A 23,501-nucleotide genomic window follows, 5' to 3' on the forward strand; every position below is an offset into this window, starting at 1 on the left:
TTTTTATTCCTCTACGTCTTCAAATGGTTTGATGTCGAAATCCATGTCATCGGATTCAGTAAAGTACATATCTTCAACATTTTTATTCGTTTCAGCCATCTGTGGAATAGACTCTCTTGCTCTGACAGATTCCTTCTGCTTTAATCGCCTCGCTTTCTTAGTCTCCTTTGATGCATTTTCAACTATTCTTGCCATTTTAATTCTAGCTTCAAAGATATCATCTTCATTAGCTTGCTTTAATGAATCAGAATCTGCCAGTTTTCTCTTGATTTCTCTTAACTCCCATAAAGATATGGCTGGTCTACTAGAATTTCTGTAGGGTACAGTGATATAAGCATTCATATCAGGATCATAGAAGAATACTGAACTCAAATCTCTTGGATCGTATTTAACGATGAATTTTTTTGAGTTCTTACGTGTTTTGTCAGGTTGGCGTATCCATTTTCTTAACAGGTCGTGATAATAAAGTATGCCAAAAAGCTGTATGCCATACTTCTGCACACTTCGTTCTTCATGAGGCAAGAAATCAATTTTGAGTTGCAACTCATTCTCTATTTTGGGGGGTAAACCTCTTCCTAAGGTGGTTTCGTTACCTAATATCCCTTCTTTGTATTTCTCGAAGGGTGTTATTCCAAGCTCAGAGTGAACAGTATGATGATAAACATTCACTACAAGCTCAGTGAACCAAGTCTCTAACTCAAATAGCGTCAGTACTGCTTTCTTCTCGGAATCGTATTCACCTTTGTCTACGATATTAGATTTTGTGGTTCCTGGTAGGGTATGTATACCAGTATCATTGAAGGTTTTGAACAGCCTTTCAATGTGACCGCCATATCTTGGCGTTCCTACTGGTCTTTTAGTTAGATTGATGTGGTATTTTTCACAAGCTCTTTTTAAAGCCTTAGCATGAAACTCTTTACCGTTATCAGTATGGATAGTATCTATAAGACCATATACAGGCCACTGAGCGTCTATCTTGTGATCAGCTAGCCATTTCTTCTTATCCAAGACAGAATGAGTAATACAACAGCCTGTGAGCAAGGTATTTGGCTTTTCTAACGAAATATAGAATCCAGTTACCATCCTGCTAAAAACATCAATCGCTAGTGTAATTGTCGGTCTGCCTATAGCAAGACGGTTAACGTCGTCAACAACCATGACATCAAGAGGGGTATGATCAATCTGTACGATTTCCAACGGCTTTATAACTTCTGGAAATTTACCTATGATAGGTCGATAAGACTCTTTACCGTTCTTGCCAAGTCTTGTAGATCCTATTTCAGCCGCTGTAAGCTGAGATATTCTGTATCTTAGAGTATTAATATGTGGAGTAACTAATGAAGTACCGTTCAGTTTATTGTACTGATAAATTTGAATCTCCAAGTTTCTAAAAATGTCTGAAACTTTTAATTTATCTGTTGATAGGTACTGTGTTATACACGACTGAATAATCTTCTCAACTTCAGGCTCGAATCGTCCTTTATCCACACGCTTTTTTCTTAATAAGCTTGTAGGATCACCATTGCTTGCTTTGTACTTCTGCAATTGCCTATACAAAGTGGGTTCAGATATCTCTAGTTTTTCAGCAGCTTGTTTGATCTCATCACGTCTATCCTCATAATCTGATTGAAGGATATTATTAAAAAGCCCAGCTTTATTATGTATTTCAATCCATTCATCGTCTGGAATATTCATCAATTCGATAGATGGTATTATATCCAAGCTATCTTCATCAACAGGGCTTGAAGACAGCTCAGAAATATGAAATTTATCAGTTTTACCAGTAAAGCTACTACGAACACAGACGTGTTCCATATCTAAAATAGCTGTTATTCTATAGCGAGAGTTACCGTTGAACACTTCTTCGCCTATATTTAACTTGACTGCTTTCATTTGACTACATCCATATAGGTGATTTCATTGTTAAAGGACGAGTTAAATCAGCCTTTATTATCTGACTAGACAAGGCATACCATAAAGTATTTAAGAATTCAGCACGAGTCTCTAAGTTCCTAGAACAAATCCTGATAACGTCTTCAGGAGTTGTTTCACTAAATCTTGAAACGACCTTCTTAATCATTTCAAGTTGATAGTTCTCGAAGCTTCTATGTCTATAAGGGAGTAGGAATGTAGCGTTCTTTAAAAGCGGTGTTCTTATCTCTTTTTCTGACCAAATCTTAAACCGTGTATTCTCTTCAGTAGCTAATTCTTCGATAGCTGCTTTAAATTTAGGTTTCAAAATACTCCAATCTTTCTTGATATCTTCCCGATACTTAACCTCAATGTAAAGCTTCCTTCCATTGTCATACTCAATGAAGATATCAGGAGTATACTTCCTATCTTTTTTGTCATGAAAATAGTTAAAGCTTCTTGGTTGAGATAGATATCTTATTATAGATGTATTAAATTCAATCAGTATAAGAGCATCACGTTCTAGACTTGATTCGAACCCTGAGTACAATCCATCGTTACTACCGTGAATGAATCCTGTCAGAGTTCTATGATTTCGAGGAATAATTCTTGCTGGAGAATTATCATTTAATATTGTAGATTCGGTGACTGTCATGAGATTATCAACTATTTTTGTAGTATTCGACTGTGGAACTCCTTGATATTATCAGTTAAATTTGTAGTTGTCAGCCGCTGCCGACCTGAGCAGATTAAACGCTATCAGGATAAGCTATCAGGGCCATTACTTGATCGGATTGATTTGCATATTACTGTGCCAGCGCTACCGATTGCTGATTTACAAAATGCGCAGGCTGGCGAAACCTCTGAGCAAGTCCGCACACGAGTCGCTGCCGCGCATGAGCGGCAGTTAAAACGGCAGAAAAAGGTAAATAATGAGCTTAGCCCCAATGAGATAGATAAATATATTCATTTGGGCGAGGCCGAGCAACAGTTATTACAGCTTGCACAGCAGCGTCTAAATCTATCGGCGCGCGGCTACCATCGGGTATTACGCGTTGCGCGCACCATTGCTGATTTGGCAGATAGCGAATGCATCACCAGCGCCCATGTCTCTGAGGCGCTAAGCTATCGTAGCAAGTGATTTAGCGCTTAAAACCTATCGGTAATGGCACCTTCTGAGGCACTGCCAACGGTTTTGGCGTATTTAGCCAGTACGCCGCGCTTTATATTTGGCTCTGGAGCGATCCACCTGCTTAAACGCTTCTCAATGTCTACTTCGCTGATATTTAAATTGATTTCATTATTATCGGCATCAATGGTGATGGTGTCGCCGTTTTCAATAATGGCAATCGGGCCGCCAACCATGGCTTCAGGGGTGATGTGGCCAACGACAAAACCATGACTACCACCAGAGAAGCGGCCATCGGTAATTAAGGCAACATCATTGCCCAAACCGCGCCCCATAATAGCAGAGGTCGGCGACAGCATTTCACGCATTCCGGGGCCACCTTTTGGGCCTTCGTAACGAATAACAACCACGTCACCCGCCACCACGGTGCCATCTAAAATGGCGCTCATGGCATTTTCTTCTGAGTCAAACACCCGTGCTGTGCCCGTAAATTGAGTGCCTTCTTGACCACTGATTTTTGCTACCGCACCGGTTGGTGCAACGTTGCCGCGTAATATACGCAAATGGCTGTCAGCTTTAATGGGATTGTCGAACGGACGGATAATGTCTTGGCCTTCCGGGTAATCTTTTACGTTAGCTAGATTTTGAGCGATGGTGTTGCCATTAACGGTTAAGCAATCACCGTGTAGTAACCCTTTTGCCAATAAGCGCTTCATTAATGGGGCGATGCCACCAATCTCGATGAGCTCTGACATGAGGTAACGGCCTGATGGGCGTAAGTCGGCCAACACAGGAACGCGCTTTCCTATTTCGGTAAAGTCATCAATATTTAGCTCGACACCAATGGCATCGGCCATAGCCAGTAAGTGCAGAACCGCGTTGGTTGAGCCGCCCAATACAATCACCATGGTAATGGCATTTTCAAAGGCCTTGCGCGTCATAATATCGCTAGGCTTGATATCATTATCAAGGAGCCATTGGATCGCTTCACCGGCTTTTCGGCAGTCTTCACGTTTTTCCGGAGAGATAGCTTCTTGCGCCGAGCTACCGGGTAAGCTCATGCCAAGCGCTTCAATCGCTGATGCCATGGTGTTGGCGGTATACATGCCACCACAAGAGCCAGGGCCTGGGATAGCCGTTCTTTCAACTTCTAAGACTTCCTCTGCTGTCATATCGCCACGGGCATTGGCACCGACGGCTTCGAAGACAGAAACGATGTCGGTGTGGTTTTTACCCGGCTGAATGGTACCGCCATAAATAAACAGCGAAGGACGGTTTAAGCGCGCCATGGCCATAATACAACCCGGCATATTTTTATCGCAGCCACCGATAGCAATGATCGCATCGTGACCTTGGCAGCCCGACACGGTTTCAATAGAGTCGGCAATCACTTCACGCGATACTAAGGAGTACTTCATACCTTGGTAACCGTTAGCAATACCGTCAGAGATGGTAATAGTATTAAAGATAATCGGTTTGGCATAGGCCAAATAAACGCCTTTGGCCACTTCATCCGCTAAGCCGTTAATATGAATATTACAGGGCGTCACTTGGCTCCAAGTCGAGGCAATACCAACTTGTGGGCGCTTAAAATCCTCATCGGTAAAACCGACAGCACGCAGCATAGAACGAGCAGGAGCTTTTTGGATGCCATCGACCAAAATAGCGGAGTATTTTCTGTTGCTGTCATCTTTTTTAATCATTCTCTGTCTCCAATAGCGTACGGTTTATTGGCTTATTTAAGCTTAAGTACCGCTTAATCATACGCTAAAGCGGTTATAAAAACCTAGTACTCCAACACTTACACTGGATTATTCGCCCATAACTCTCGACACTTTACTATACTTAACCCCAAGCATACCTTTAATGCTCGCTTAGACGTCCCTGACGTTTTATAAAAGGATTCTTCCATTAATGAAAGCCAAACCGCCTTTTGCTCATACTTATTGGTTTCCGCTTGTTGCGTTGTATTCCGCTTTAACGCTACCTTTATCAGTGGGTGGTCAGCTCGGCTGGTTTACTGTCCCTGCAGGCTTGCAGTACGCTTGGGGTCACGGTCATGAAATGATTTTCGGTTTTGCTTTACTGGTGATTGCAGGCTACCTTGCTGGCCCGCAACCAAAAGCTTATATCTTTACTGTGATTGGGTTATGGCTAGTGGCTAGGTTGAGTTTTTGGTTTGCGCCTATTTTTCTGCGAACGGCTAAGAAATGGCGAAACAAATCCGCGGGGTTTGTGCTAGTAGGCTTAGGTATTGCTGCGGTTGGTTTTCATTTGGCTATGCAAAGCAATCAACCCGATGACTGGCGTCTGAGGTTGTTATTAGAAACGGTATTATTGTTAAGTATCTTAATGTTTTATATGGGGGGCCGAATAATAGCGTCAGCGTTGGCAGGGCATTTTCAGAGTCAAAACCGGTTCTTAAAAGACCGTGTGCAGCCCAGGTTTGAAGGCAGTGTTTTAATTCTGCTGTTTTCAGTATTGGTGTTAAATCTACTGCCTTTTGCTTGGGTAAAATTCACTATAGCAGCTCTTTTACTGCTCAGTGCGCTGCTTTGTGTGGTTCGAGTGCTGCGCTGGCGACCGTGGTGGAGCTATGGGCGTGCTGATCTATTGGCTATGCTTTTGGGATATAGCTGGATTATCGTGGGCTGGGTAGGTATCGCCTTAAGCTTGATAACGGCCAATTTTCCGATTACCAAGGCTTTGCACGCGATTACTATAGGGGCACTTGGAACGCTCACCTTCACAGTGATGTCGCGAACTCGATCACACCGAGTATTGCGTGACACGAACGCCAAGCCTTTTGTCTTTGTCTTAGCGTTATTGATAACCGCTGCCGCATTATTGAGGCTTAATCCCACTTGGTTAGGATATTCTCAAAGTATTTTTTTAGCGGTCTGCTGTTGGAGCTTTGCTTTTATAGGACTGTTTTTCTGGTTAATATGGTTAAACAAGGTGGAGAAAAAAGTGAAACGGCAACGACAATTAATGCAGGATAAGTAGGCGCTTAGATAAAGTGTTAATTATCATATTAGTCTATTTATCACTGTCGATGACGAGAATTACAGCGTCACTTTAACTACAATATCAAATCCCTATCAAAAACGTTATACGCCCAACAGTTCTAATAAGCCAGAAAACTCATCAAACGCAAAGTTTGGCTTACTATCACGAATATCGACACCATAGTTATAACCATATGAGAGCCCAATGGTATCCACGCCCGCATTTTTCCCCGCTAAAATATCATTAATCGAATCACCAATCATAAAAGCGTCAATAGGCGCAAACCCAAGCGACTCGCAAACATATAATAACGGCGCAGGATCTGGCTTTTTAGTCGGTAAGCTATCGCCGCCAATCACTTCGCTAAACAGCGGCGTCCAGCCCATATGATCTAGTATTTTAGGGACAAAACGAATCGGCTTATTGGTCACCAGTGCCAAGGTATAGCCTGCGTTTTTAAGCTGATGCAAACCTGCGCTCACATCAGGATAAGCTGTGGTTTTTTGACAATCAAGGGCGCCATAAGCGGCAAAAAAAATACGAAGCGCTTCCTCTACCGCCTCGTTGTCTAGGCTGTCATCAACAATCACCTGACCTAATAGCGCCCGCTCAACCAATACACGCGCGCCATTACCAATCCAGCCTTTAATGGTATCAAGTGGGAAGGGAGATCGACCTAGTTGCTCAAGCATCAGATTGGTGGCATCCGCCAAATCAGGTACGCTGTCAATCAGCGTGCCATCAAAATCAAAAATGAGAAGTGGTTTTTGTTGTGAAGTAAGTTGCGCTGTAATGGGCGCTGGGGCAGAGTTGTTGGACATCATAAAAGCTCTTATTATTAAGTTCAGATAAAGCGTAGCACAATAAAGCGCCTGAGGTCATTGTGATTCATGGTTGTCATTTTTATAACCGATTATTTGACGTCTTTATAGCGTGCGCGATGTTCTGCTTTCATTTTGAGATACACGTCATTTTCGCGGCATTTATCCCAAGTTTGCTTAAAAATACGCGCTGATTCTGCTTTGATGGGGTCTTTAACCTGCCGTGGTAATTCTTCACGGCCATGAGCGCCGCTTTGGCCTTTTTTATCGTCAGGGACGGGTCCTTTGTATTTCTTGCCACCTTTGTAGTTGGCGTAGCGGCGGGCGCGGGTATAGCCCATTTGAATAAATTTGCGCGCCATATCGGCACCAACAAAGTCATCGGCAGCCAGATAATCTAAAAACATCTGATAAATGGTCTCGCTACTTTCTTTTGCTATATCAGGTGTCGCAAAGCGCCAATGCGGCAATATCTCCGACTTATAAGGTTCGACCAATAACACCCCCTGCTCACCGCGACCGACGCGATAAAGCTCGGGCTGTGCGCGCAAATCTAGGTTTTTATAATCCAAATCATAATCAAACTCTCTCATGGTTTTACCCTTTTACTTTGCATCAATCGTTTTAGTATAGAGAGAGTTTACCCTTTAAAAACAGCCTAAAAGTGTTATGAATTAGTGCGACTATCAGTTGTAGTGGATAGCTATCCTTGTAATTTCCATTAAATTTTAAGCATAAAAAAAGCCCCAAACAGTAATGTCTGGGGCTTTTTGGAATGCTTAAACGAATGGTGGCTCGAGGCAGGTTCGAACTGCCGACACACGGATTTTCAATCCGTTGCTCTACCGACTGAGCTATCGAGCCGTCTTCGTTGAGGCGCTATTAAACTAAATATAGGCGTTACTGTCAAGTGGTTTTTGCATAATAAGTGAGAAAAGCCTATAAATAATCGAATATAAGCCAAAATTAAGCTTTTAACCTCGTATTTAATCCTTAGCGCGTAGGAGCTCATACTCGCTCATAATACGATGAATATCAGCGTCAACAGGGACAAACTGGCGTACGCCTTTTTTCACTTCAGCATCATAAACCAGTTTGATAAACTTCGCATCGATAGCGCGACCACGATTTTGGCTGTGTACCGTAAGATATTGAAGACGTTTGGCATCGGTTTGCCCGTCATCAAAGCAAGCAACCGCGGCGATAGGCTTATCATTAAACATGCCGACATACAAAGTTTGACCACGCTTAAAGCCTTGCTCAACGAGGTTTAATACCTCTGCACCACTTGGCTGATTGTCATCGCTGTCATATAGGGCATGCAGCCGCTCTGATAACTCGTTCTCACGCGCAGGGTTTTTAATTAGGGGCGCATCTAAGCTATTGATGGCGATCGCTTCTAAAGGCATAATCGGTTCCTATAATTGTTTACCGCGTCGTAGCATCGAATGTAGGGTTAGAAAGTCAGCGCGGGTGATGATTGATAATACTGAACGCACTATTTTAGCAGAATAGGGCGATTTTGTGCGTGGATTACTGCTTGGTCGTGGCAGTAAATGCTAGGGTTTGCTATGATGAAGATAGACAAGGGTTTATACACCAAAAACCTAATATTTATACCTTTTTAAATAATTTTTTTAAGCAAATATTGAACCTATTTTTAGCTTAATCTTCTATATTTTTATTCATTGTTTTAAATGCTAGTAAGAATGCTTTGGGCGCTTTTTCGCCCTATTTTATTGACCGCTTTTCATTTATAGAGAGTAGCCATGACAGCCAATTCTACCGAACAAAATCAAAATTCTGCTCAAAATCTTTTCGGTCATGCCGCACGTACGGCGACCGTTACGCGTAATACTGCTGAAACGCAAGTCACTTGTACGGTAAACCTTGATGGTACCGGTCAAGGCACTGTCGATACTGGCGTGCCGTTTCTAGACCATATGATTGACCAAATTAAGCGTCATGGTTTGTTTGACTTAGATATCAAATGTACCGGCGACACCTTTATCGATGATCACCACAGTGTTGAAGATACTGGCATCACGCTTGGACAAGCGTTCAATAAAGCATTGGGTGATAAAAAAGGCATCCGTCGCTATGGGCATTTTTATGCGCCACTCGATGAGTCATTGACGCGCGCGGTGGTTGATTTGTCAGGCCGTCCAGGACTTCATATGGACATTCCGTTTACCCGCTCGCACGTTGGTAACTTCGATGTCGATTTGTTTAGTGAATTTTTTTACGGCTTCGTCAATCATTCATGGATGACGGTGCATTTAGACAACCTCAAAGGTAAAAACAGCCATCACCAAATTGAATCTACCTTTAAGGCGTTTGCCCGTGCGCTGCGTATGGCTTGCGAATATGATGAGCGTGCGCTGAATACCTTGCCATCGACCAAAGAGGCTTTTTAGATGAGTCGAACCACAAAAATTGCATTATTAGATTATGGCATGGGGAATTTGCACTCGGCCAGCAAGGCGTTAGCAGCGGTCGGGGCAGAGGTTTCTATTACCAATGACCCAAAAGTGGTCGCGGCGGCTGATAAAATTTTCTTCCCAGGTGTCGGTGCGATGCGCGATTGTATCGCTGGCATGCAGGATGCAGGTATTGACGAGGTCATACGTCAGGCGATATTTAATAAGCCTGTCATGGCCATCTGTGTGGGCATGCAGGCGTTGTTTAAGCAGTCCGCTGAGAATGGTGGTACAAAGTGCTTGGGCATCCTAGATGGCAGCGTAGAAGCGTTTGACCCTACTTGGAAAGATGAGCAGGGGGTTACCATTAAGGTGCCGCACATGGGCTGGAATACTATTAACGGTATGGATTTTGCTCATCCGCTGTGGAATGGTATCGAGGACAACGCGCATTTTTACTTTGTACATAGCTATTACTGCGCGCCTAGCGACAATGCACAAGTGGCGGCCATTTGTGATTATGGTCAGCCGTTTTGTGCCAGTATTCTGCAAGACAATTTATTTGCCACCCAATTCCATCCAGAAAAAAGCCACACCGCGGGCTTACAGCTGTTAAAGAACTTTGTCGATTGGGATATTTAATAACTATACTTTAAATATTTCTTCAATAATAATATTTCTTCAATAAGAAGGTAGATTAGCAAATGCTTAATCTACCTTTTTTATTCTCAATGTATAATTGGCTGTTTTTCATTTATACTCAGTTACTTTTTACCTCTTTTACACGGAATAAAATCGTGGATTTTTATCTCTTTAAAAACGGTGTCGTTGATGCTACTGGCTTAGACAAAGACGCCTTACATATCTATGTGGGCATTGGCGTCTACCTATTAAGTTTACTTTTTCTACGTCCAATTTTTAAAAAATACAGCGTTAGAGCCTTTGTCGCTTTGATTTTGGTGACCGCCATCGCTCTATTGGGTGAATATTTGGACAATCGCCAGACGCTTACCGAACTTGGTGTGGTAGGGTTAAAAGCAGCAGAAATCAAGGCCAGTATCCATGATATCGTGAATACCTGTCTGCTTTCTTATATTATCTACGGCCTTACCGTATGGACAAAGACATTTCAATCAATCAATACCGTCAAACCTATGATTAAACGGCAGAAAAAAACGGACTATTGCTAAGTCCGTTTTTTATTGTTTATAAGCTCATTGCTTTGCGCTTTTTACTTTAAGGCTTTTTACTCTGATGCTTTTTTAAAATGCCAAATTTAAGCAACTCACCATTTACAAAGCTTACGAAAGTCAAAAAACTCTGGTCTATTTAATGCGTTATGAGTTTGCTACCTTACAATCAGAAAGGTAGCGACAGGCAATTATTCTATCTTTCCTAACTATCAATCCAACATAAGCAATAATAAAATAGGAAAAGTTATGAATATCTCAGACCTTAATATCAGTGACATAGTAGACAAAGCCAAAGACACCTTAGGTTTAGAGCCGCAAGAAACCGAAGATGGCGCTTATACCCCTTCTAAAGCTTCGCTTAAATTGGCAGCGCCTAACAAAACCAACTACGATCATAGCGAGTACGAAGCGCCATATACGGGCAACAAAAAAATCCTGATGGTCTGCACCGAGCAGCAGTACATGACCATGGCAAATGATAAGAAGTTTAAGACTGGCAATCATCCGGTTGAGATGATGGTGCCGTTGCTGCATTTTAAAAAAGCAGGGTTTACGGTAGATGTTTTTACCCCAACCGGGGAGGCTGTCAAAGTCGAGCAGTGGGCAATGCCAGAGGACGATGACGACGTCAAAAAAATCTACGCGGAATATGAGTCTAAGCTTAAAAGTCCAAAAAGTATCGCGGATTTTGTCAAAAATGACATGGCAAATAGCGAGGATTACGCAGCAATCTTTATCCCCGGTGGGCATGGGGCAATGCTGGGTTTGCCTGAAGATTATAACCTTGGCGAGTTGCTACGTTGGGGTTATGACAAGGATTTATTTACCTTAGCCATTTGTCATGGACCGGCGGCTTTATTGGCGGCCAATTTAGAAAGTCCTGATAGCTCTGATAAACCTGATAGCGCTGACAATACTAATAGCGCCGATAAAGACGATAACGCCAAACGCGACTTTATTTTTAAAGGTTATAAAATGGTAGCGTTCCCGACAGCTATGGACAAGCAAATGCCAAAAATTGGTTATTTGCCCGGTACGATGCCTTGGTACTTTGGCGAAAAGCTAGAAGATTTGGGCGTTACGATTACCAATAAACTGGCGACAGGACATACCCATCAAGACAGAAAGCTGATCTCAGGCGATGGACCCTTGGCGGCTAATGACTTTGGTAAAATGAGTACTGAAGCTTTGTTAAAAGCGCTGCGCTAAACCGTTTGGATTCAGCCATAGCACAAAAAAAACGGACTATTTATAAGTCCGTTTTTTACTTTAAGAAGGTAATCTAAGTTGGATAACCCCGAACAGGAGCTATAGGATAAAAGATAAATAAATGATCCATTTTTCTTGTTCTACATTTATCCAAAAATTCTATTAATACATCTTCGTTTTCTAAAAATTCATCAAGCTGTTCAGAAGAGATTTCATAATATTCTTCAAACTCAACATACCTCTGATTTGGCGGACTAACTGGAAAAGATAAGTAATATTTATTGGTAGTGGTTTCTTTACCGAGCGAGTATCTTTTTTCTCTACTGATTTTTACATTTTCAAATTCGTAACGCATAGAAACCTCACGCGAAGTCATATTACCAAGTCAGCCTATCTTTCATCATAAATACCACGCACCACTTCACCAATCACTCGAATACCATCAATCAGCGTTTGCTCATCGGCAGCGATACTCATACGAATACACTCATGGGCATGTTTATAATCGCTGACATCGACACCGGGGAAGAAATATTCACTTGGTACAATAATCGTGCCTTTGTCTTTGAGAATCTCATACAGCTCAGTGGTGCTAATCGGCAAGTCTTTAAACCATAACCATAAAAATATCGCGCCCTCCGGCTTATGAATCATTAATGGATAATCACCCAGCGCTTCTTTTAATAGCTTGACCGCTAATGTCGCTTGCTGTTGATAAAAGGGTTTAATCTCATTATCCGCCAACTGCTTGATACGGTCATCGTTCACCAGTGGCGTCGCAATTGCCGCACCAAAACGTGTCGGCGCTAGATTGACCACCGCATTCATCGCGCTGACCGCTTCGATGACTTTTGCATCGGCAACGATAATGCCGGTACGCATACCGGGCAAGCCAATTTTAGACAGGCTAAAGCACAAAATCGTATTATTATCCCAGTTCAAATGCGCGTCAGAGTAGATGATATTCGGGAAGGGCATACCGTAGGCATTATCGATGATTAGCGGTATATCATAACGTTTGGCAAGCTCGGATAAATGCGCCATTTCCTCATCGGTCAACACATTGCCCGTTGGATTGGTCGGACGTGAGCAGCAAATCGCGCCAATGCGACCTTCCGTCAATGCTGGCAGGTTCTCTAACGCTTCAAAATTGACGCGATATTTAAAGAAACCTGCTTCGCCATTGTGGGTTACTTCATCGATATGCGGCAACACGGCGGCAAAATGCTGACCTTCGACATGCACATCGCTATAGCCAATATATTCAGGCGTCAATGGCAGTAGAATTGATTTATCAATAGATTCTTTATTGTCATCAATGAACGCACCGCCAAATAAATTAAACAAATAGAAAAAAGCATTCTGCGAACCATTGGTCAAAGCGATATTTTCTGCGGTTAGATTCCAATCATAATGACGATTAAAGAAGCCAACCAAGGCATCGATAAAACCCGCATCACCCTGCGGATTGGAGTAATTTGCCATACTAATAATCGCGCTACTATTCGCCTCACCGGTATCGTTATCATTACCTAGCGCTTTATAAGTCTCTAAAAACAGCTCATTAACCGCATCAATCTTAGCAGGGTTTCCACCGCCCAGCATATTAATAGGCTGATCGCTTTTTAGCGCATCGCCCAAATCATCCATCAATTGTGAGATGCCAGTTGGCTGGGTAAATTTTTGACCGAACTTTGAGAATTTCATAAGACTACCATGCTGTTTTTGAGAGTTTATAAGCTGTTATTTAATCGATAAAGTTGGGCTAGTATAGCAAATGGTTGCGATAAAATAAGCACAGTGCATGGTTGATACTGACTTATATGTCTATATAGGTTGTGAAGCAAAAAAACGCCTTCTAGGTGAGTAGAAAGCATTTAGGTTAAGTTGAATACGTACGACAACAGGTGACGTATTAGATATACATATTCTTGCTTGCCAGCACCGACATGTTCATAATAAAAAATATGAAGTTATTTTTAAAACACTTAGAAAAGTTTAATACTTAGAATTATAAGTACAGGAATTTACTTTGTTATTAGGGAAATACAGCTATGTTCGATTGTTCTAAAGAATTTAAAAAATTTTACAATAATCATGTAAAACTGTCCGAGCAAGAAAAAAACATATTGAGAGATAAAAGAGATAAGAATATAAAGAGATTGAAAAATGGTTTAGAAAAATATAATAATGAAAATAATACTAGTTATAAGATTGCCGAATCTAGGACGCAAGGCTCTATGGCAATGCATACCATAGTCCAAAATGATAGAAAGGACTATGACATAGATGTGGCTATAGTTTTTGAATCAGACAACCTAGGTAGTTTGGGACCTTTGGCGACAAGAAATATGATAGCCGATGCGTTAAAGCGAGAGATGCATCAGTTTTCAGAAGAACCAGAAGTAAAGACAGGATGTGTTAGGGTACGTTATACAACTGGCTATCACATTGATTTTGCCATATTTAAAAGATCAAAATATTTTGAGTGGCAGGATGAGTATAATTATGAATATGCTGGAGATGTATGGTCTGCTAGAGACATTAAAGCTTTAGACGATTGGTTTATTGATGAAATAAAAGCGAAAACTGATGATTTAAGGAAAGTAGTAAGACTATCTAAGATGTTTTGTAAGTCGAGAGATACTTGGGGTTCTCTGCCAAGTGGATTGATTCAAACTATTTTATGCTCCGAAAATTTCGACTCCATTCATTCTCGTATAGATGAAAAATTTTACCATACCTTAAAGTCTATTCAGAGCAGGCTAGAATGGAATCTACAAGTCAATGCACCAAATAATATCGATAATGCTAGATCGATAACAACTAGACAGGTTGATCTTGATAAAATGCGTAGATGGAAAGATAAATTGTCTACGCAATTAGAAAAGCTAGATATACTATTTGAAAGTGATTGCACATATCAAGATGCTATATCTGCTTGGGGAGAATTTTTTAATCATGATTACTGGTCTGGATTAGGTAAATCAACAGTTAAAATATCTGAATCTTTAGAGTCAAGGAGCTATAAAGACACTGAGGAATTTATAGATGAGCTTTACCCCGTGTTGGAGAGATATAGTGTAGGTATTGATTGTAGGGTGTCACAAGATGGATTTAGGGAGATATCTCTTTATAAATACTTAGAAAAACACCTCCGAGGCTTCAGTCGGTTTATTCCTTTTAATTTTAAAGTTAAGTGTAAAGTAGGTAATACTGATTGTCCTGCCTATGACAAGGTTCTTTGGAAGGTAAGAAATGTTGGAGAGGTAGCAGAAAATAAGGACTGTATTCGTGGTCAAATCAAAGAAAGAACACATGAAATAATTGAGCCAACTTCGTTTAAAGGCACACATTATATTGAGTGTTATCTGATAAAGAATGGTATCTGTGTTGCGATTGGTCGTGTAGACGTTCCAATTGGTCAAGAATAAGGGATCAAAATTTGAAAATTCTTTTATCACTGCTCTTTCAAGTGTTTGTAATTATAATAATTATTACTTTAATTAAGAAAACTGAAGATTGGTATTGGACACTGCTTTTTATTGTGCCTATGGGAGTAATCTATAGAGATAAAGCTGCTGAGCTTCTTGATCATACAAAAAAAATATTTGGTGAAAGTGCTTGGAAGCGATCTCAAAGACAGCTTATGAGAAAAGGTAAATTACAAAAGGACACAAAAATTAGAATATCGTTTGCTTACCTTTTTAGAATTAAAGTTGATAACAAGTATTTTTTAGTTGCTAATTCAAGAACTAGAAAGTATCAGCCAGTAGGAGGTGCCTATAAATTTGATAAAAAGGAAGCTATTTATTTAAGTAAACATATTCCAGCTGAGAGTGATGATTGTATTCCAGTTAATGAGGTTACGAAAATGGATTATAGACTACTAGTCAAAAATAAAAACTTAAAAGACTTTCTGAGAAGATTCGATAAAACTAAAAATAGAGAGAACATCGACAATTTATCAAGAGAGTTTATAGAAGAGGTTTTCGAATCTCGTATTCTGAAAAAAGAAAAATTTGGTGCTTTGTCTTATAGATATTGTGGTAGACATATAACAGAAATTTCAAAAAGCCCATTTAATCATTACGAAGTTTTATTAGCTGACATTGTCGAAGTTGATTTAACAGAAAAGCAAGAAAAATTATTTAAAGATATAATGGGCGAAGACTCTGATTTATATATGTTTGCTACACCTAAAGAAATAATAAGCCTAGGAATGAATGTTGGTACTCAAGAACTGAATGATAATATTGCAAATCATACTTACAAAATATTGACTGAAAATGACGACGAACTAATTAAGGGAATAAAATATAATTTTAGATATAGATCACCAATTGTAGTTAATTTATAGGATAGATAATGAGCTGGGAAATTAAAATAGCTTACAAATTGGCTACTCAAATCATCGCCCGTACCCGCGCCATAATCCCACGCCCAATCACCAATCTCACATAAATAATAGCAATGGCAAACAGCAAACCGACTAACGCTACGCCACCAATAGCCAAACTTGCCCACGGCACGCTAAAGCGCAAATTAAACCATTGGGTAATAGCAGCCCAAGCACCGATATTAGCGATAATAACCGCAAATAAGGCGGCACTAATGCCAAGTATGCCAAGCTCTAAGATGTTGAGCATATAGAGGTCGCGCTTTTGCATGCCAAGCAGCCTGAATGAGGCGCTGTCTTTCATGCGGTCTTGCGAGGTAGAGAGTAGCGAGCTAATTAGTACCATAATACCCGTCAATAATGCCAGTAAGGTGAAGACATAAACCAAACGGCTCATTTGCACGACCAGCTCTTGGACTTGCTGCGCAATTGCTGTGCCGTCGATTGTCGTTACCGCAGGAAACTCGCGTACTAACTGACCTTGGAGCTTTGAAATATCCTCTGCTGCGACATGAGCGGTGGCAAATTGGATTTGCGGCGCAGCAGATAGAACCGCTGGCTCAAATAAGAAGTAAAAATAAGGACTGGGTCCTTTCTCATAGCGCGAGCGAATACTGGTGATTTGCCCGACAATCTCAATCCCTTGGATATTAAAGCGAACCTGATCACCCATACCAACATTTAGCAAGCTGGCTGCCGTATCCAAAATCGATAACGGCGCGACGGTTTGTGCTGGGTCGTTATCCGCAGTCTCAATAGGTGCATAAAGCTTGTCGTCTGCTACAGCATCAGTAATGAATTCGGTATCCATTACCGTATCAGCATAGCTTAAATTAAAAACCCGCGTCGGGTCATCAAAGCCGTCCGCAGGCTCGATATCTTGTACGGGTACATCGTTTGCCGTGACGACACGCGCACGAATGACAGGATAGTAGCTTACAGGCGCAGCAATGATATTATTAATCGCATCATGCTGGTCGCTTTGAATATCGAGCAAAAATAAATTGGGCGCATCTTCAGGATAGGCATTAATAAACTGGGCATTGATACTATGATTAAGTGTAGTAATCAAAGTTAAGACCGCCACTGACAGTGATAAAGTGACAAAGAACAATGCCGACTGATTGCCTTTACGGGCAAGGTTATGGATAGCAATACGCTGCATCCAGCTGATATTAGAATGCTTGGCAAACTTAGTCAGCAGCCATAACCAACCACGTGCCAATAGCCAAAATATCGCGACAAAAGCAGTTAAGCCTATTAACAACTGCGCACCTAGTATCAGAGAATTGACTTCATAAGCAAAAAACACATAGAGACCAACTAGCATCAGCCCATACCAAAGTAACGGCAGACGTCGATACCAAGGCAGGTTTTGTGAGTTTGTGCTTGCTCCTTGATTGAGTAAAGTAGCAGGCTTGGTGCTACTTAACGTGCTTAAACCACGCTGAGCAATCAGTAGGGTCAGCACTAGCGCGATAATAACGGTTTTAATGGCGCTAATCGGATTGATCGCTAAACCAACATCCGCTGGTAAGATAGCAATCAGATACGGCTGGCCGACTTTCAGTAAGCCAAAACTGACGATAACCGCGGCCACACAAGCAATGATAGTAGTAACAATCAATAGCTGATAGTAGCTGCGTTTCAAGGATTTAAGCGGCTCACCTAATGCCAAGCGAATGGCATTACTAGACTGCTGCTTGGTCGCAAAAGCGGTAATCACGCCATACATGGCAACGGCGGATAATAACAGTACGGCAATGACGAGCAGCTTTAAAAACATCAAAACGTTGTCAGAGATACGCGAGACAGAAGTATCTGCTGACTCGGCATCAGAGAGCTCAATATCAGGATAATTATTGAGTATTTGCGTCAGCTTATCTCGCTGTGCTGCCATTAACTCAGGGTTGCCTGCCAGCTCAATACGATAATTAATGCGGCTACGCTGTCCTAATAAGTTGGTCGCCGCGAGCGCATCCTCATGCATCAAAACGCGTCCGCCAAAACCAAAGGCAGTCAGTGGACGGTCAGGCTCTTTGGTCAGCACATCACTAATGGTAAACTCAGCATCACCAATGGTGATTTGGTCACCGACAATAGCGTTTAAGCTGTTTAATACTTCTGGCGCGACGACGACATTAGCAGCGCTTAATTGTGTCCAAAGAGGCTGCCCTGAGGCAAGCTCAGCGTCTCCATATAACGGATAAGCTGGCGAGACCGCTTTAACGCTGGCAAGTAAGGTTTGTTCATCAGTCACCACCATCGCGCTAAACTGATAGTCATATACTATTTGCGTATCAGCGACCGTCTCTACTTGTGCTAATACCTCGCTTGGCCAATCTTGCTTGCTGTTTAAAATCAAATCCCCGCCAACGAGTGCGCGCTGATTATCATTGATATAAGTATCAACCGATTGCTGGATAGAATCTAAAGTAAGGTAAGTGGCAAGCGAGAGAACTAGCGTGATTAAGAATAAGACGGGGTATATCCAGCGCTGCCACCAGCTACGACTTAAGGCTTGTGCGCCCAAGTTTTTTGAAATTAACAGACGATTAAATAGTTGGCTTATTCTGCCACGCGAAACATTCGACTCATTATCCATGTTATCCATTAATTTTTGATCCATCTATCATACCGTCATGCATGGTAATGACACGATCTGCCATCTCCGCTAGTGCGGCATCGTGGGTGACGACCACCAATGCAGAGCCAACTTGCTGGCGTAAATCTAATAACAGCTGCATCACTTGACTGGCATTTTGCTCATCTAAGTTACCGGTTGGTTCATCGGCAAAGACGATTTTTGGCTGCGATACCAAGGCGCGGGCAACGGCAGTACGCTGCTGCTCACCGCCTGATAATTGGTTGGGCAAGCTATCACGCCGATGCCCTAAATCAACCGCCGCAATCAACTCATTGACGCGTGCTTTATTCGGACGGCGGGCGATATCAAGCGGAAAGGCAATATTTTCAGCGACGGTTAATGTCGGTAATAGATGAAATGACTGAAAAACAAATCCCATCTCGCGTTGACGAATGACCGCCAGCGCATCTTCATCAAGGCTGCTTAACATTTGCCCTGCCAATTCAACGCTTCCACTATCAGGATAATCTAACGCTGCCAGTAGTCCGAGCAAAGTCGATTTGCCCGAGCCGGATTTACCCATGATGACCACAAACTCGCCCGCATCGACATGGATATCGACGTCTTTAATGATGGATAATGATTGCTCACCGACTTGGACGGTTTTATTCAGCTTGGAGGCGGTAAGTAGCGCTTTGTTATGGGCTGTAGCAGTCATTGGCTAGTCTCAGTAGGCGTGCTAGGTTTCGTTGCCGTATCGGTATGGGCTGCTTCTAGCTTTTCGATTTCAGGTTGCAGAACTGGCAAAATATTGTCGTTGACGATAATGCTATAGCCCTCGCGGGTTGGATGAATGGCATCGGCTTGGTTTAATTTTGCATCACCGCCCACACCGTCTAAAAAGAATGGAATCAGCGTCACATTCATATCTTTCGCCACCCTTGGATATATCGCAGCAAACGATTCGACGTAGTCAGCGCCAAGATTGTCATAAATCTGCATACCACCCAAAATGACTTCGCTACCGCCATCTTGAAGGCGTTTAATAGCGGTGCGAATATTGGCTTCGACCGTTGCCACATCAATGCCGCGGATGGCATCATTGGCACCGATGGTCAAAATGGTGATATCAGGTTTGGTTTGCAATACCCAATCGAGTCGATTGACAAGCCCGGTACTGGTTTCACCGCTTAATCCTGAATTGATTACTTTGACATCCTTGTAGCCCATCTCTTTTAAGCGAGCTTCTAGCTGCGCGGGATAATTGGCATCATTATCAACGCCAAGCCCTTCGGTCAACGAATCACCCAGTGCCAAGATGGTTAAAGGTGCTTGTTGCTCAGATGAATGCTTAGATGGAGTAGATTCTGGCGTTTGAGGTTCAGCCATTGTCGTATTAACGGCTGGATTATTATTTTGAGTGTTGTCAGCCGTATTGGCGTCAGGCTGCTGTTGACAACCGCTCATAGCGATTGCGAGGCTCAAGGCGGCGCCCGTAAGCAAACGCTGCGGTAGGCGAGAGGGTGTGTTTATCATGATTCTGCTGTCCTAAATACAATAAATTCAGTCTAGCAGAATCAGATAAGCCGCAATATGGTACAAAAGTTAATTGATTGACGCCGAAGGTTAATTGATTGAAGATAAAAATTAAATCTTTTTACCATCGACCATTAGCGGGCGGCTAACCAGCCAAGCAAACCCCACGTTGATAATCATCAGTACCAGCATAATGAATAACGGTAAATCCCAGTTGTCCGTTGCTTCATGCAACCAACCGGTGCCAAGTGGACCAAAAAACGCAATCAGATAACCAATGGCTTGCGCCATGCCCGACAGCTCGCTTGATTGATTGGCGGTATAAGTACGCATCGAAAACAGCATCATACTTAAAGTGAAAATCGCCGAGCAGCCCATGCCCATTAGTCCTGACCATAGCCAAGCATAATCGGCAGACAGATAAGTGAGACCCAAGACGCCGAGCACGTTTAGTGACGCAGCAAAGATGGCCAGCGCTTGTATAGGACGCCCGCGGTTGACGAGCCACGTTAAGCTTAAAATAGCAACCGGTGCCATAAATTGAAAGACGGAAGCCATTTGTCCCGCGCTCACCGCTGACAACCCTTTACTTAGCCATATCGACGGTAAGAAACTGGCAACGGTATAAAAAAGCAAGGACTGTAAGCCCATAAATACCGCAATTTGCCAAGCAAACGGCGTGCGCCACATCGAAATGTGCGATGGCGCTTTCTCGCCTGCGGCAAGAGGTTTGATGGGCTGATGGTTCGAAGAACCCAAACGCAGCCGTAGCACTACCCAAATGATTAAGGCAAACAAGCCTAAAATCGACCAGCCACCAAGTGCCCATTGCCAACCAACCTTCTCAGATAATGGCAATACCACGCCAGCGACAATCCCAGCCGACACTGTCATGGTGAGACTAAATAAACCTGTAATCAGAGGAATATGGTTCGGTGTGCGCTGTTTGATGACAGGGGCAGCAAGGGTATTGGCAAAGCCAATTGCCAATGTTAGCAATAACGTGCCGCTTAAAAAGCCAATCCAAGTCGGAATGACGCTACGAATAACCATACCTGCGGTTAATAACGCAATCATCGTGATCAGCGTATTTTCAAGGCCAAAACGCTTCCCAATCGTAGGGGAAATAAAAGCCCCAAGCGCAAAGGTCAGCATCGGCACTGCACCAAGCCAACCAATTTGGGTTTCGGAGATATCAAGCGCCCCTTGCACTACCGGCGCAATAGAACCCAGCGCCACAATCGGCGCGCGCATATTGGACGCCAATAAAACCATAGCACATAGCACCAGCCAAAAAATAAAGCGCGATGAGGGCAGCTTTAGGTTTGCTGGCGCATCTGGTTGAGACTGGGACGGTATATCAGATTGCAAATTAGGAGAGGTAGACATAGCAGCACGACTATTAAAATAAAAAAAGGACACGTCATTTATAAGCACTGACTCAGCAGCACTTATAAATAACCCCAAGGCCCGTCGATAAGACGGCGCTCAAGACCACATATTAGAATATAGAGTATAAAAACACTTGCAGAAAGCAAGTCATATGAACTTGCTACCCCATTTATCAGGGTAAAGTTAGTATATGAATAGTGAAGTTTTGGCTTTGCTGATAGCGCTTATGATAAAAAGGCTTTTATATAAACGCTAAAGCAAAAATAGCGTCAGTCACCGTTAGTTTGCAAGGTTAATTGCAAAGGACTCGACGCTATTATAAGAATAGAGGGCGGCTAAATACTACCAACGTATGGTAACAAATAGCAGGTTTATACCGACTTGCCTAATTGCGCAGCCTTTAGCGCGGTTTCTTGCTGCTGGTCAACCAGCGATTCGCATTTATTGGGGTCGTTACCACAAAATGAGCAAAACTCGTCACCCATCAATTTTGCCACACCACCGCACGAGCCTCTAAGCGGCTTTTTTTTGACCATGTAACCGATGCCCATAAAGATAAAAAACAGCATAAAGACGGTAAAGGTAACAGCAAGCATGGGAAGCAATTGGTTAAGCATAGAGATAACCTCTCGTTTAAAATATGAAGCAGCCATCTAAGCAATGACTTACTTATAGTATAGCAAAAATTCGCCTCGCCCGTTTGTGCTTAGCAGGTTATTACAGTCTAGACGTTTGATACTAAGACTTTTTATCGGCGCGCAAGGTTTTCATCGCCGGCGTTTCGACCACTTGCCAATCATCAACGCTATCGGTCGCCGTGTCTGCTGCAACACCTTTTGCCAAAATGACAAATAAAGCTGCGATATCATGCTCTTTTGCCGTAGCCAGCGCTTTTTCATAAGGCATGGCGGTCAAAGCCGTTGCCCACGCATCTGCCAGTCCCACCGTTTCTGCAGCGACCGTTACTGATGGCGCGCCACCTACGATTGGCTGACCTGTGGTTGGGTCAATGGTATGGCTATAGTGCTTACCATCGAAAACGACGGAGTTGCGATAGTTGCCAGAAGTAGCAAGCGCCATGCTAGCGCCATTATTGATAGGCTGACGAATCACTGCCATTGCTTGCCGAGTACTTACCGTACTGCCCTCAATGGGTGCATCAATAGCGATTTGCCACGGCTGCTGCTGGGCGCTAACGCCTGAAGTCGCCACTTCGCCGCCAATCTCAACCATATAGTTGCGAATTTGATAAGTGTTCTTAAGCACATCGGCAATGACGTCGACGCCATAACCTTTAGCCACCGCCGAAAAATCAAGGCCAACGCCGTCTTTGGTTTTATAAATGCTGTCATCTTTTTGAATGACACTGTCAAAATCGACCAAGGCTTTCGCTTGCGCAATCTCAAGCGCCGTTGGCGGACTTTGTAAGCGCTCAACCGTCATGGTACTGCCAAAGCCCCAAGTTTCTATCAAAGGCATTACCGTTGGGTCAAAAGCGCCGCCCGATAGCTCATAAACTTGCCTTGAGGCTTGCAACACATGGCTAAAATCGGCGTCGATAGCAATCGGCGTATCTTTGCCTAATTGGTTAAATTTAGAAATAGTAGAGTCGGCTTGATAGGTCGACATGCTGTCGTTTATATCTTGCAAGCGCTTATCAATTGCTGCTTGTATGGCAGCTTCATCAGCGCCTTTGGGTAATTGATAACTGATGTGGTAGCTGGTGCCCATGGTCTCGCCGCTAAGATTGTCGTAATCGGGCTTTTGCTGGCAGGCGCTAAGCATGAGTACAGAGCTGATAGCAATAATGGTTAAAGAGGCGGATTTTAGGGGTTTGTTAGGAGTAAGAAAGGTGGTTAAATTTGTCATATAAGTCATCACAGCTTGATAAAGCG

General features: G+C 42.7%; 21 protein-coding genes, 1 tRNA gene and 1 pseudogene. 8 read left to right on the top strand and 15 right to left on the bottom strand.

Features of this window, described 5'->3' with window-relative positions; all coding sequences use genetic code 11:
• Positions 1 to 3: 3 nt before the first annotated feature.
• On the bottom strand, positions 4 to 1,893 hold the full coding sequence (locus tag A7325_RS02535) for a Mu transposase C-terminal domain-containing protein (protein WP_082894259.1): 1,890 nt from the start codon (positions 1,891 to 1,893) through the stop codon (positions 4 to 6).
• A gap of 4 nt (positions 1,894 to 1,897) precedes the next feature.
• Positions 1,898 to 2,566 carry a heteromeric transposase endonuclease subunit TnsA gene (locus A7325_RS02540; protein WP_068404341.1) on the bottom strand — a complete coding sequence of 223 codons (669 nt, stop codon included), beginning with the start codon at positions 2,564 to 2,566 and terminating at the stop codon, positions 1,898 to 1,900.
• 75 nt (positions 2,567 to 2,641) lie between these two features.
• Here A7325_RS02540 and A7325_RS02545 point away from each other — a divergent pair.
• A pseudogene (locus A7325_RS02545) lies at positions 2,642 to 3,052 on the top strand (ATP-binding protein); the annotation flags it as partial.
• A gap of 8 nt (positions 3,053 to 3,060) precedes the next feature.
• Here A7325_RS02545 and ilvD read toward each other — a convergent pair.
• Entirely contained in the window at positions 3,061 to 4,743 is a 1,683-nt protein-coding gene (ilvD, locus tag A7325_RS02550; protein ID WP_068404344.1) for a dihydroxy-acid dehydratase, read from the bottom strand.
• 211 nt (positions 4,744 to 4,954) lie between these two features.
• Here ilvD and A7325_RS02555 point away from each other — a divergent pair, with 211 nt between their 5' ends.
• Positions 4,955 to 6,046: an NnrS family protein gene (locus A7325_RS02555; protein WP_068404346.1), complete on the top strand. Its 1,092-nt coding sequence runs from the start codon at positions 4,955 to 4,957 to the stop codon at positions 6,044 to 6,046.
• Between the two features lie 104 nt (positions 6,047 to 6,150).
• Here A7325_RS02555 and A7325_RS02560 read toward each other — a convergent pair whose 3' ends face one another.
• From A7325_RS02560 to A7325_RS02575, 4 genes are all read right to left on the bottom strand, one after another.
• On the bottom strand, positions 6,151 to 6,870 hold the full coding sequence (locus tag A7325_RS02560) for a phosphoglycolate phosphatase (protein WP_068404348.1): 720 nt from the start codon (positions 6,868 to 6,870) through the stop codon (positions 6,151 to 6,153).
• Between the two features lie 92 nt (positions 6,871 to 6,962).
• Positions 6,963 to 7,463, bottom strand: coding sequence for a DUF4385 domain-containing protein (locus tag A7325_RS02565; protein WP_068404350.1), 501 nt, complete (start codon positions 7,461 to 7,463; stop codon positions 6,963 to 6,965).
• A gap of 195 nt (positions 7,464 to 7,658) precedes the next feature.
• Positions 7,659 to 7,734: transfer RNA gene (locus A7325_RS02570), tRNA-Phe, on the bottom strand.
• A gap of 122 nt (positions 7,735 to 7,856) precedes the next feature.
• Positions 7,857 to 8,279 carry a hypothetical protein gene (locus A7325_RS02575; protein WP_068404352.1) on the bottom strand — a complete coding sequence of 141 codons (423 nt, stop codon included), beginning with the start codon at positions 8,277 to 8,279 and terminating at the stop codon, positions 7,857 to 7,859.
• A 360-nt stretch (positions 8,280 to 8,639) separates the two neighbouring features.
• Between A7325_RS02575 and hisB the strand changes: the two genes are divergently transcribed.
• The 4 genes from hisB to A7325_RS02595 all read left to right on the top strand — a co-directional run bounded on the left by hisB (position 8,640) and on the right by A7325_RS02595 (position 11,692).
• Entirely contained in the window at positions 8,640 to 9,287 is a 648-nt protein-coding gene (gene hisB, locus A7325_RS02580; RefSeq protein WP_068404355.1) for an imidazoleglycerol-phosphate dehydratase HisB, read from the top strand.
• Complete coding sequence (gene hisH / locus A7325_RS02585; RefSeq protein WP_068404357.1) at positions 9,288 to 9,932, top strand: imidazole glycerol phosphate synthase subunit HisH; 645 nt, start codon at positions 9,288 to 9,290, stop codon at positions 9,930 to 9,932.
• Between the two features lie 155 nt (positions 9,933 to 10,087).
• Positions 10,088 to 10,480: a hypothetical protein gene (locus A7325_RS02590; RefSeq protein ID WP_068404395.1), complete on the top strand. Its 393-nt coding sequence runs from the start codon at positions 10,088 to 10,090 to the stop codon at positions 10,478 to 10,480.
• Positions 10,481 to 10,729: 249 nt separating this feature from the next.
• Complete coding sequence (locus A7325_RS02595) at positions 10,730 to 11,692, top strand: DJ-1/PfpI family protein (RefSeq protein WP_068404359.1); 963 nt, start codon at positions 10,730 to 10,732, stop codon at positions 11,690 to 11,692.
• A 73-nt stretch (positions 11,693 to 11,765) separates the two neighbouring features.
• On the opposite strand, the gene A7325_RS02600 is transcribed toward A7325_RS02595, so the two are convergent.
• Both A7325_RS02600 and A7325_RS02605 read right to left on the bottom strand, forming a co-directional pair.
• Positions 11,766 to 12,068 carry a hypothetical protein gene (locus tag A7325_RS02600; protein WP_227514925.1) on the bottom strand — a complete coding sequence of 101 codons (303 nt, stop codon included), beginning with the start codon at positions 12,066 to 12,068 and terminating at the stop codon, positions 11,766 to 11,768.
• A 14-nt stretch (positions 12,069 to 12,082) separates the two neighbouring features.
• Positions 12,083 to 13,399, bottom strand: a complete 1,317-nt coding sequence (locus tag A7325_RS02605) for a valine--pyruvate transaminase (RefSeq protein WP_068404362.1) — start codon at positions 13,397 to 13,399, stop codon at positions 12,083 to 12,085.
• A 347-nt stretch (positions 13,400 to 13,746) separates the two neighbouring features.
• Here A7325_RS02605 and A7325_RS02610 point away from each other — a divergent pair, with 347 nt between their 5' ends.
• On the top strand, positions 13,747 to 15,126 hold the full coding sequence (locus A7325_RS02610) for a nucleotide-binding domain-containing protein (RefSeq protein WP_068404364.1): 1,380 nt from the start codon (positions 13,747 to 13,749) through the stop codon (positions 15,124 to 15,126).
• 11 nt (positions 15,127 to 15,137) lie between these two features.
• Positions 15,138 to 16,052 carry an HU-CCDC81 and SPOR domain-containing protein gene (locus A7325_RS02615; protein ID WP_068404366.1) on the top strand — a complete coding sequence of 305 codons (915 nt, stop codon included), beginning with the start codon at positions 15,138 to 15,140 and terminating at the stop codon, positions 16,050 to 16,052.
• A gap of 46 nt (positions 16,053 to 16,098) precedes the next feature.
• On the opposite strand, the gene A7325_RS02620 is transcribed toward A7325_RS02615, so the two are convergent.
• The 6 genes from A7325_RS02620 to A7325_RS02645 form a co-directional block, all read right to left on the bottom strand.
• The gene (locus tag A7325_RS02620) at positions 16,099 to 18,720 is read right to left on the bottom strand and encodes an ABC transporter permease (RefSeq protein WP_068404368.1); all 2,622 of its coding nucleotides are present in this window, start codon (positions 18,718 to 18,720) and stop codon (positions 16,099 to 16,101) included.
• Positions 18,698 to 19,396, bottom strand: coding sequence for an ABC transporter ATP-binding protein (locus tag A7325_RS02625; protein ID WP_068404370.1), 699 nt, complete (start codon positions 19,394 to 19,396; stop codon positions 18,698 to 18,700). The genes A7325_RS02620 and A7325_RS02625 overlap by 23 nt, the downstream gene beginning before the upstream one ends.
• A complete protein-coding gene (locus tag A7325_RS02630) occupies positions 19,393 to 20,214 on the bottom strand; it encodes an arylesterase (protein ID WP_068404372.1) in 822 nt (273 codons plus the stop codon). Before A7325_RS02630 ends, A7325_RS02625 begins: the two co-directional genes overlap by 4 nt.
• Before the next feature lie 111 nt (positions 20,215 to 20,325).
• Complete coding sequence (locus A7325_RS02635) at positions 20,326 to 21,603, bottom strand: CynX/NimT family MFS transporter (protein WP_068404397.1); 1,278 nt, start codon at positions 21,601 to 21,603, stop codon at positions 20,326 to 20,328.
• A gap of 374 nt (positions 21,604 to 21,977) precedes the next feature.
• Positions 21,978 to 22,223: a (Na+)-NQR maturation NqrM gene (gene nqrM, locus A7325_RS02640; protein WP_068404374.1), complete on the bottom strand. Its 246-nt coding sequence runs from the start codon at positions 22,221 to 22,223 to the stop codon at positions 21,978 to 21,980.
• Between the two features lie 121 nt (positions 22,224 to 22,344).
• On the bottom strand, positions 22,345 to 23,475 hold the full coding sequence (locus tag A7325_RS02645) for an FAD:protein FMN transferase (RefSeq protein ID WP_197488860.1): 1,131 nt from the start codon (positions 23,473 to 23,475) through the stop codon (positions 22,345 to 22,347).
• Positions 23,476 to 23,501: the final 26 nt, after the last annotated feature.

It is taken from the genome of Psychrobacter sp. SHUES1, assembly GCF_001652315.1.
GTDB lineage: Bacteria > Pseudomonadota > Gammaproteobacteria > Pseudomonadales > Moraxellaceae > Psychrobacter > Psychrobacter faecalis.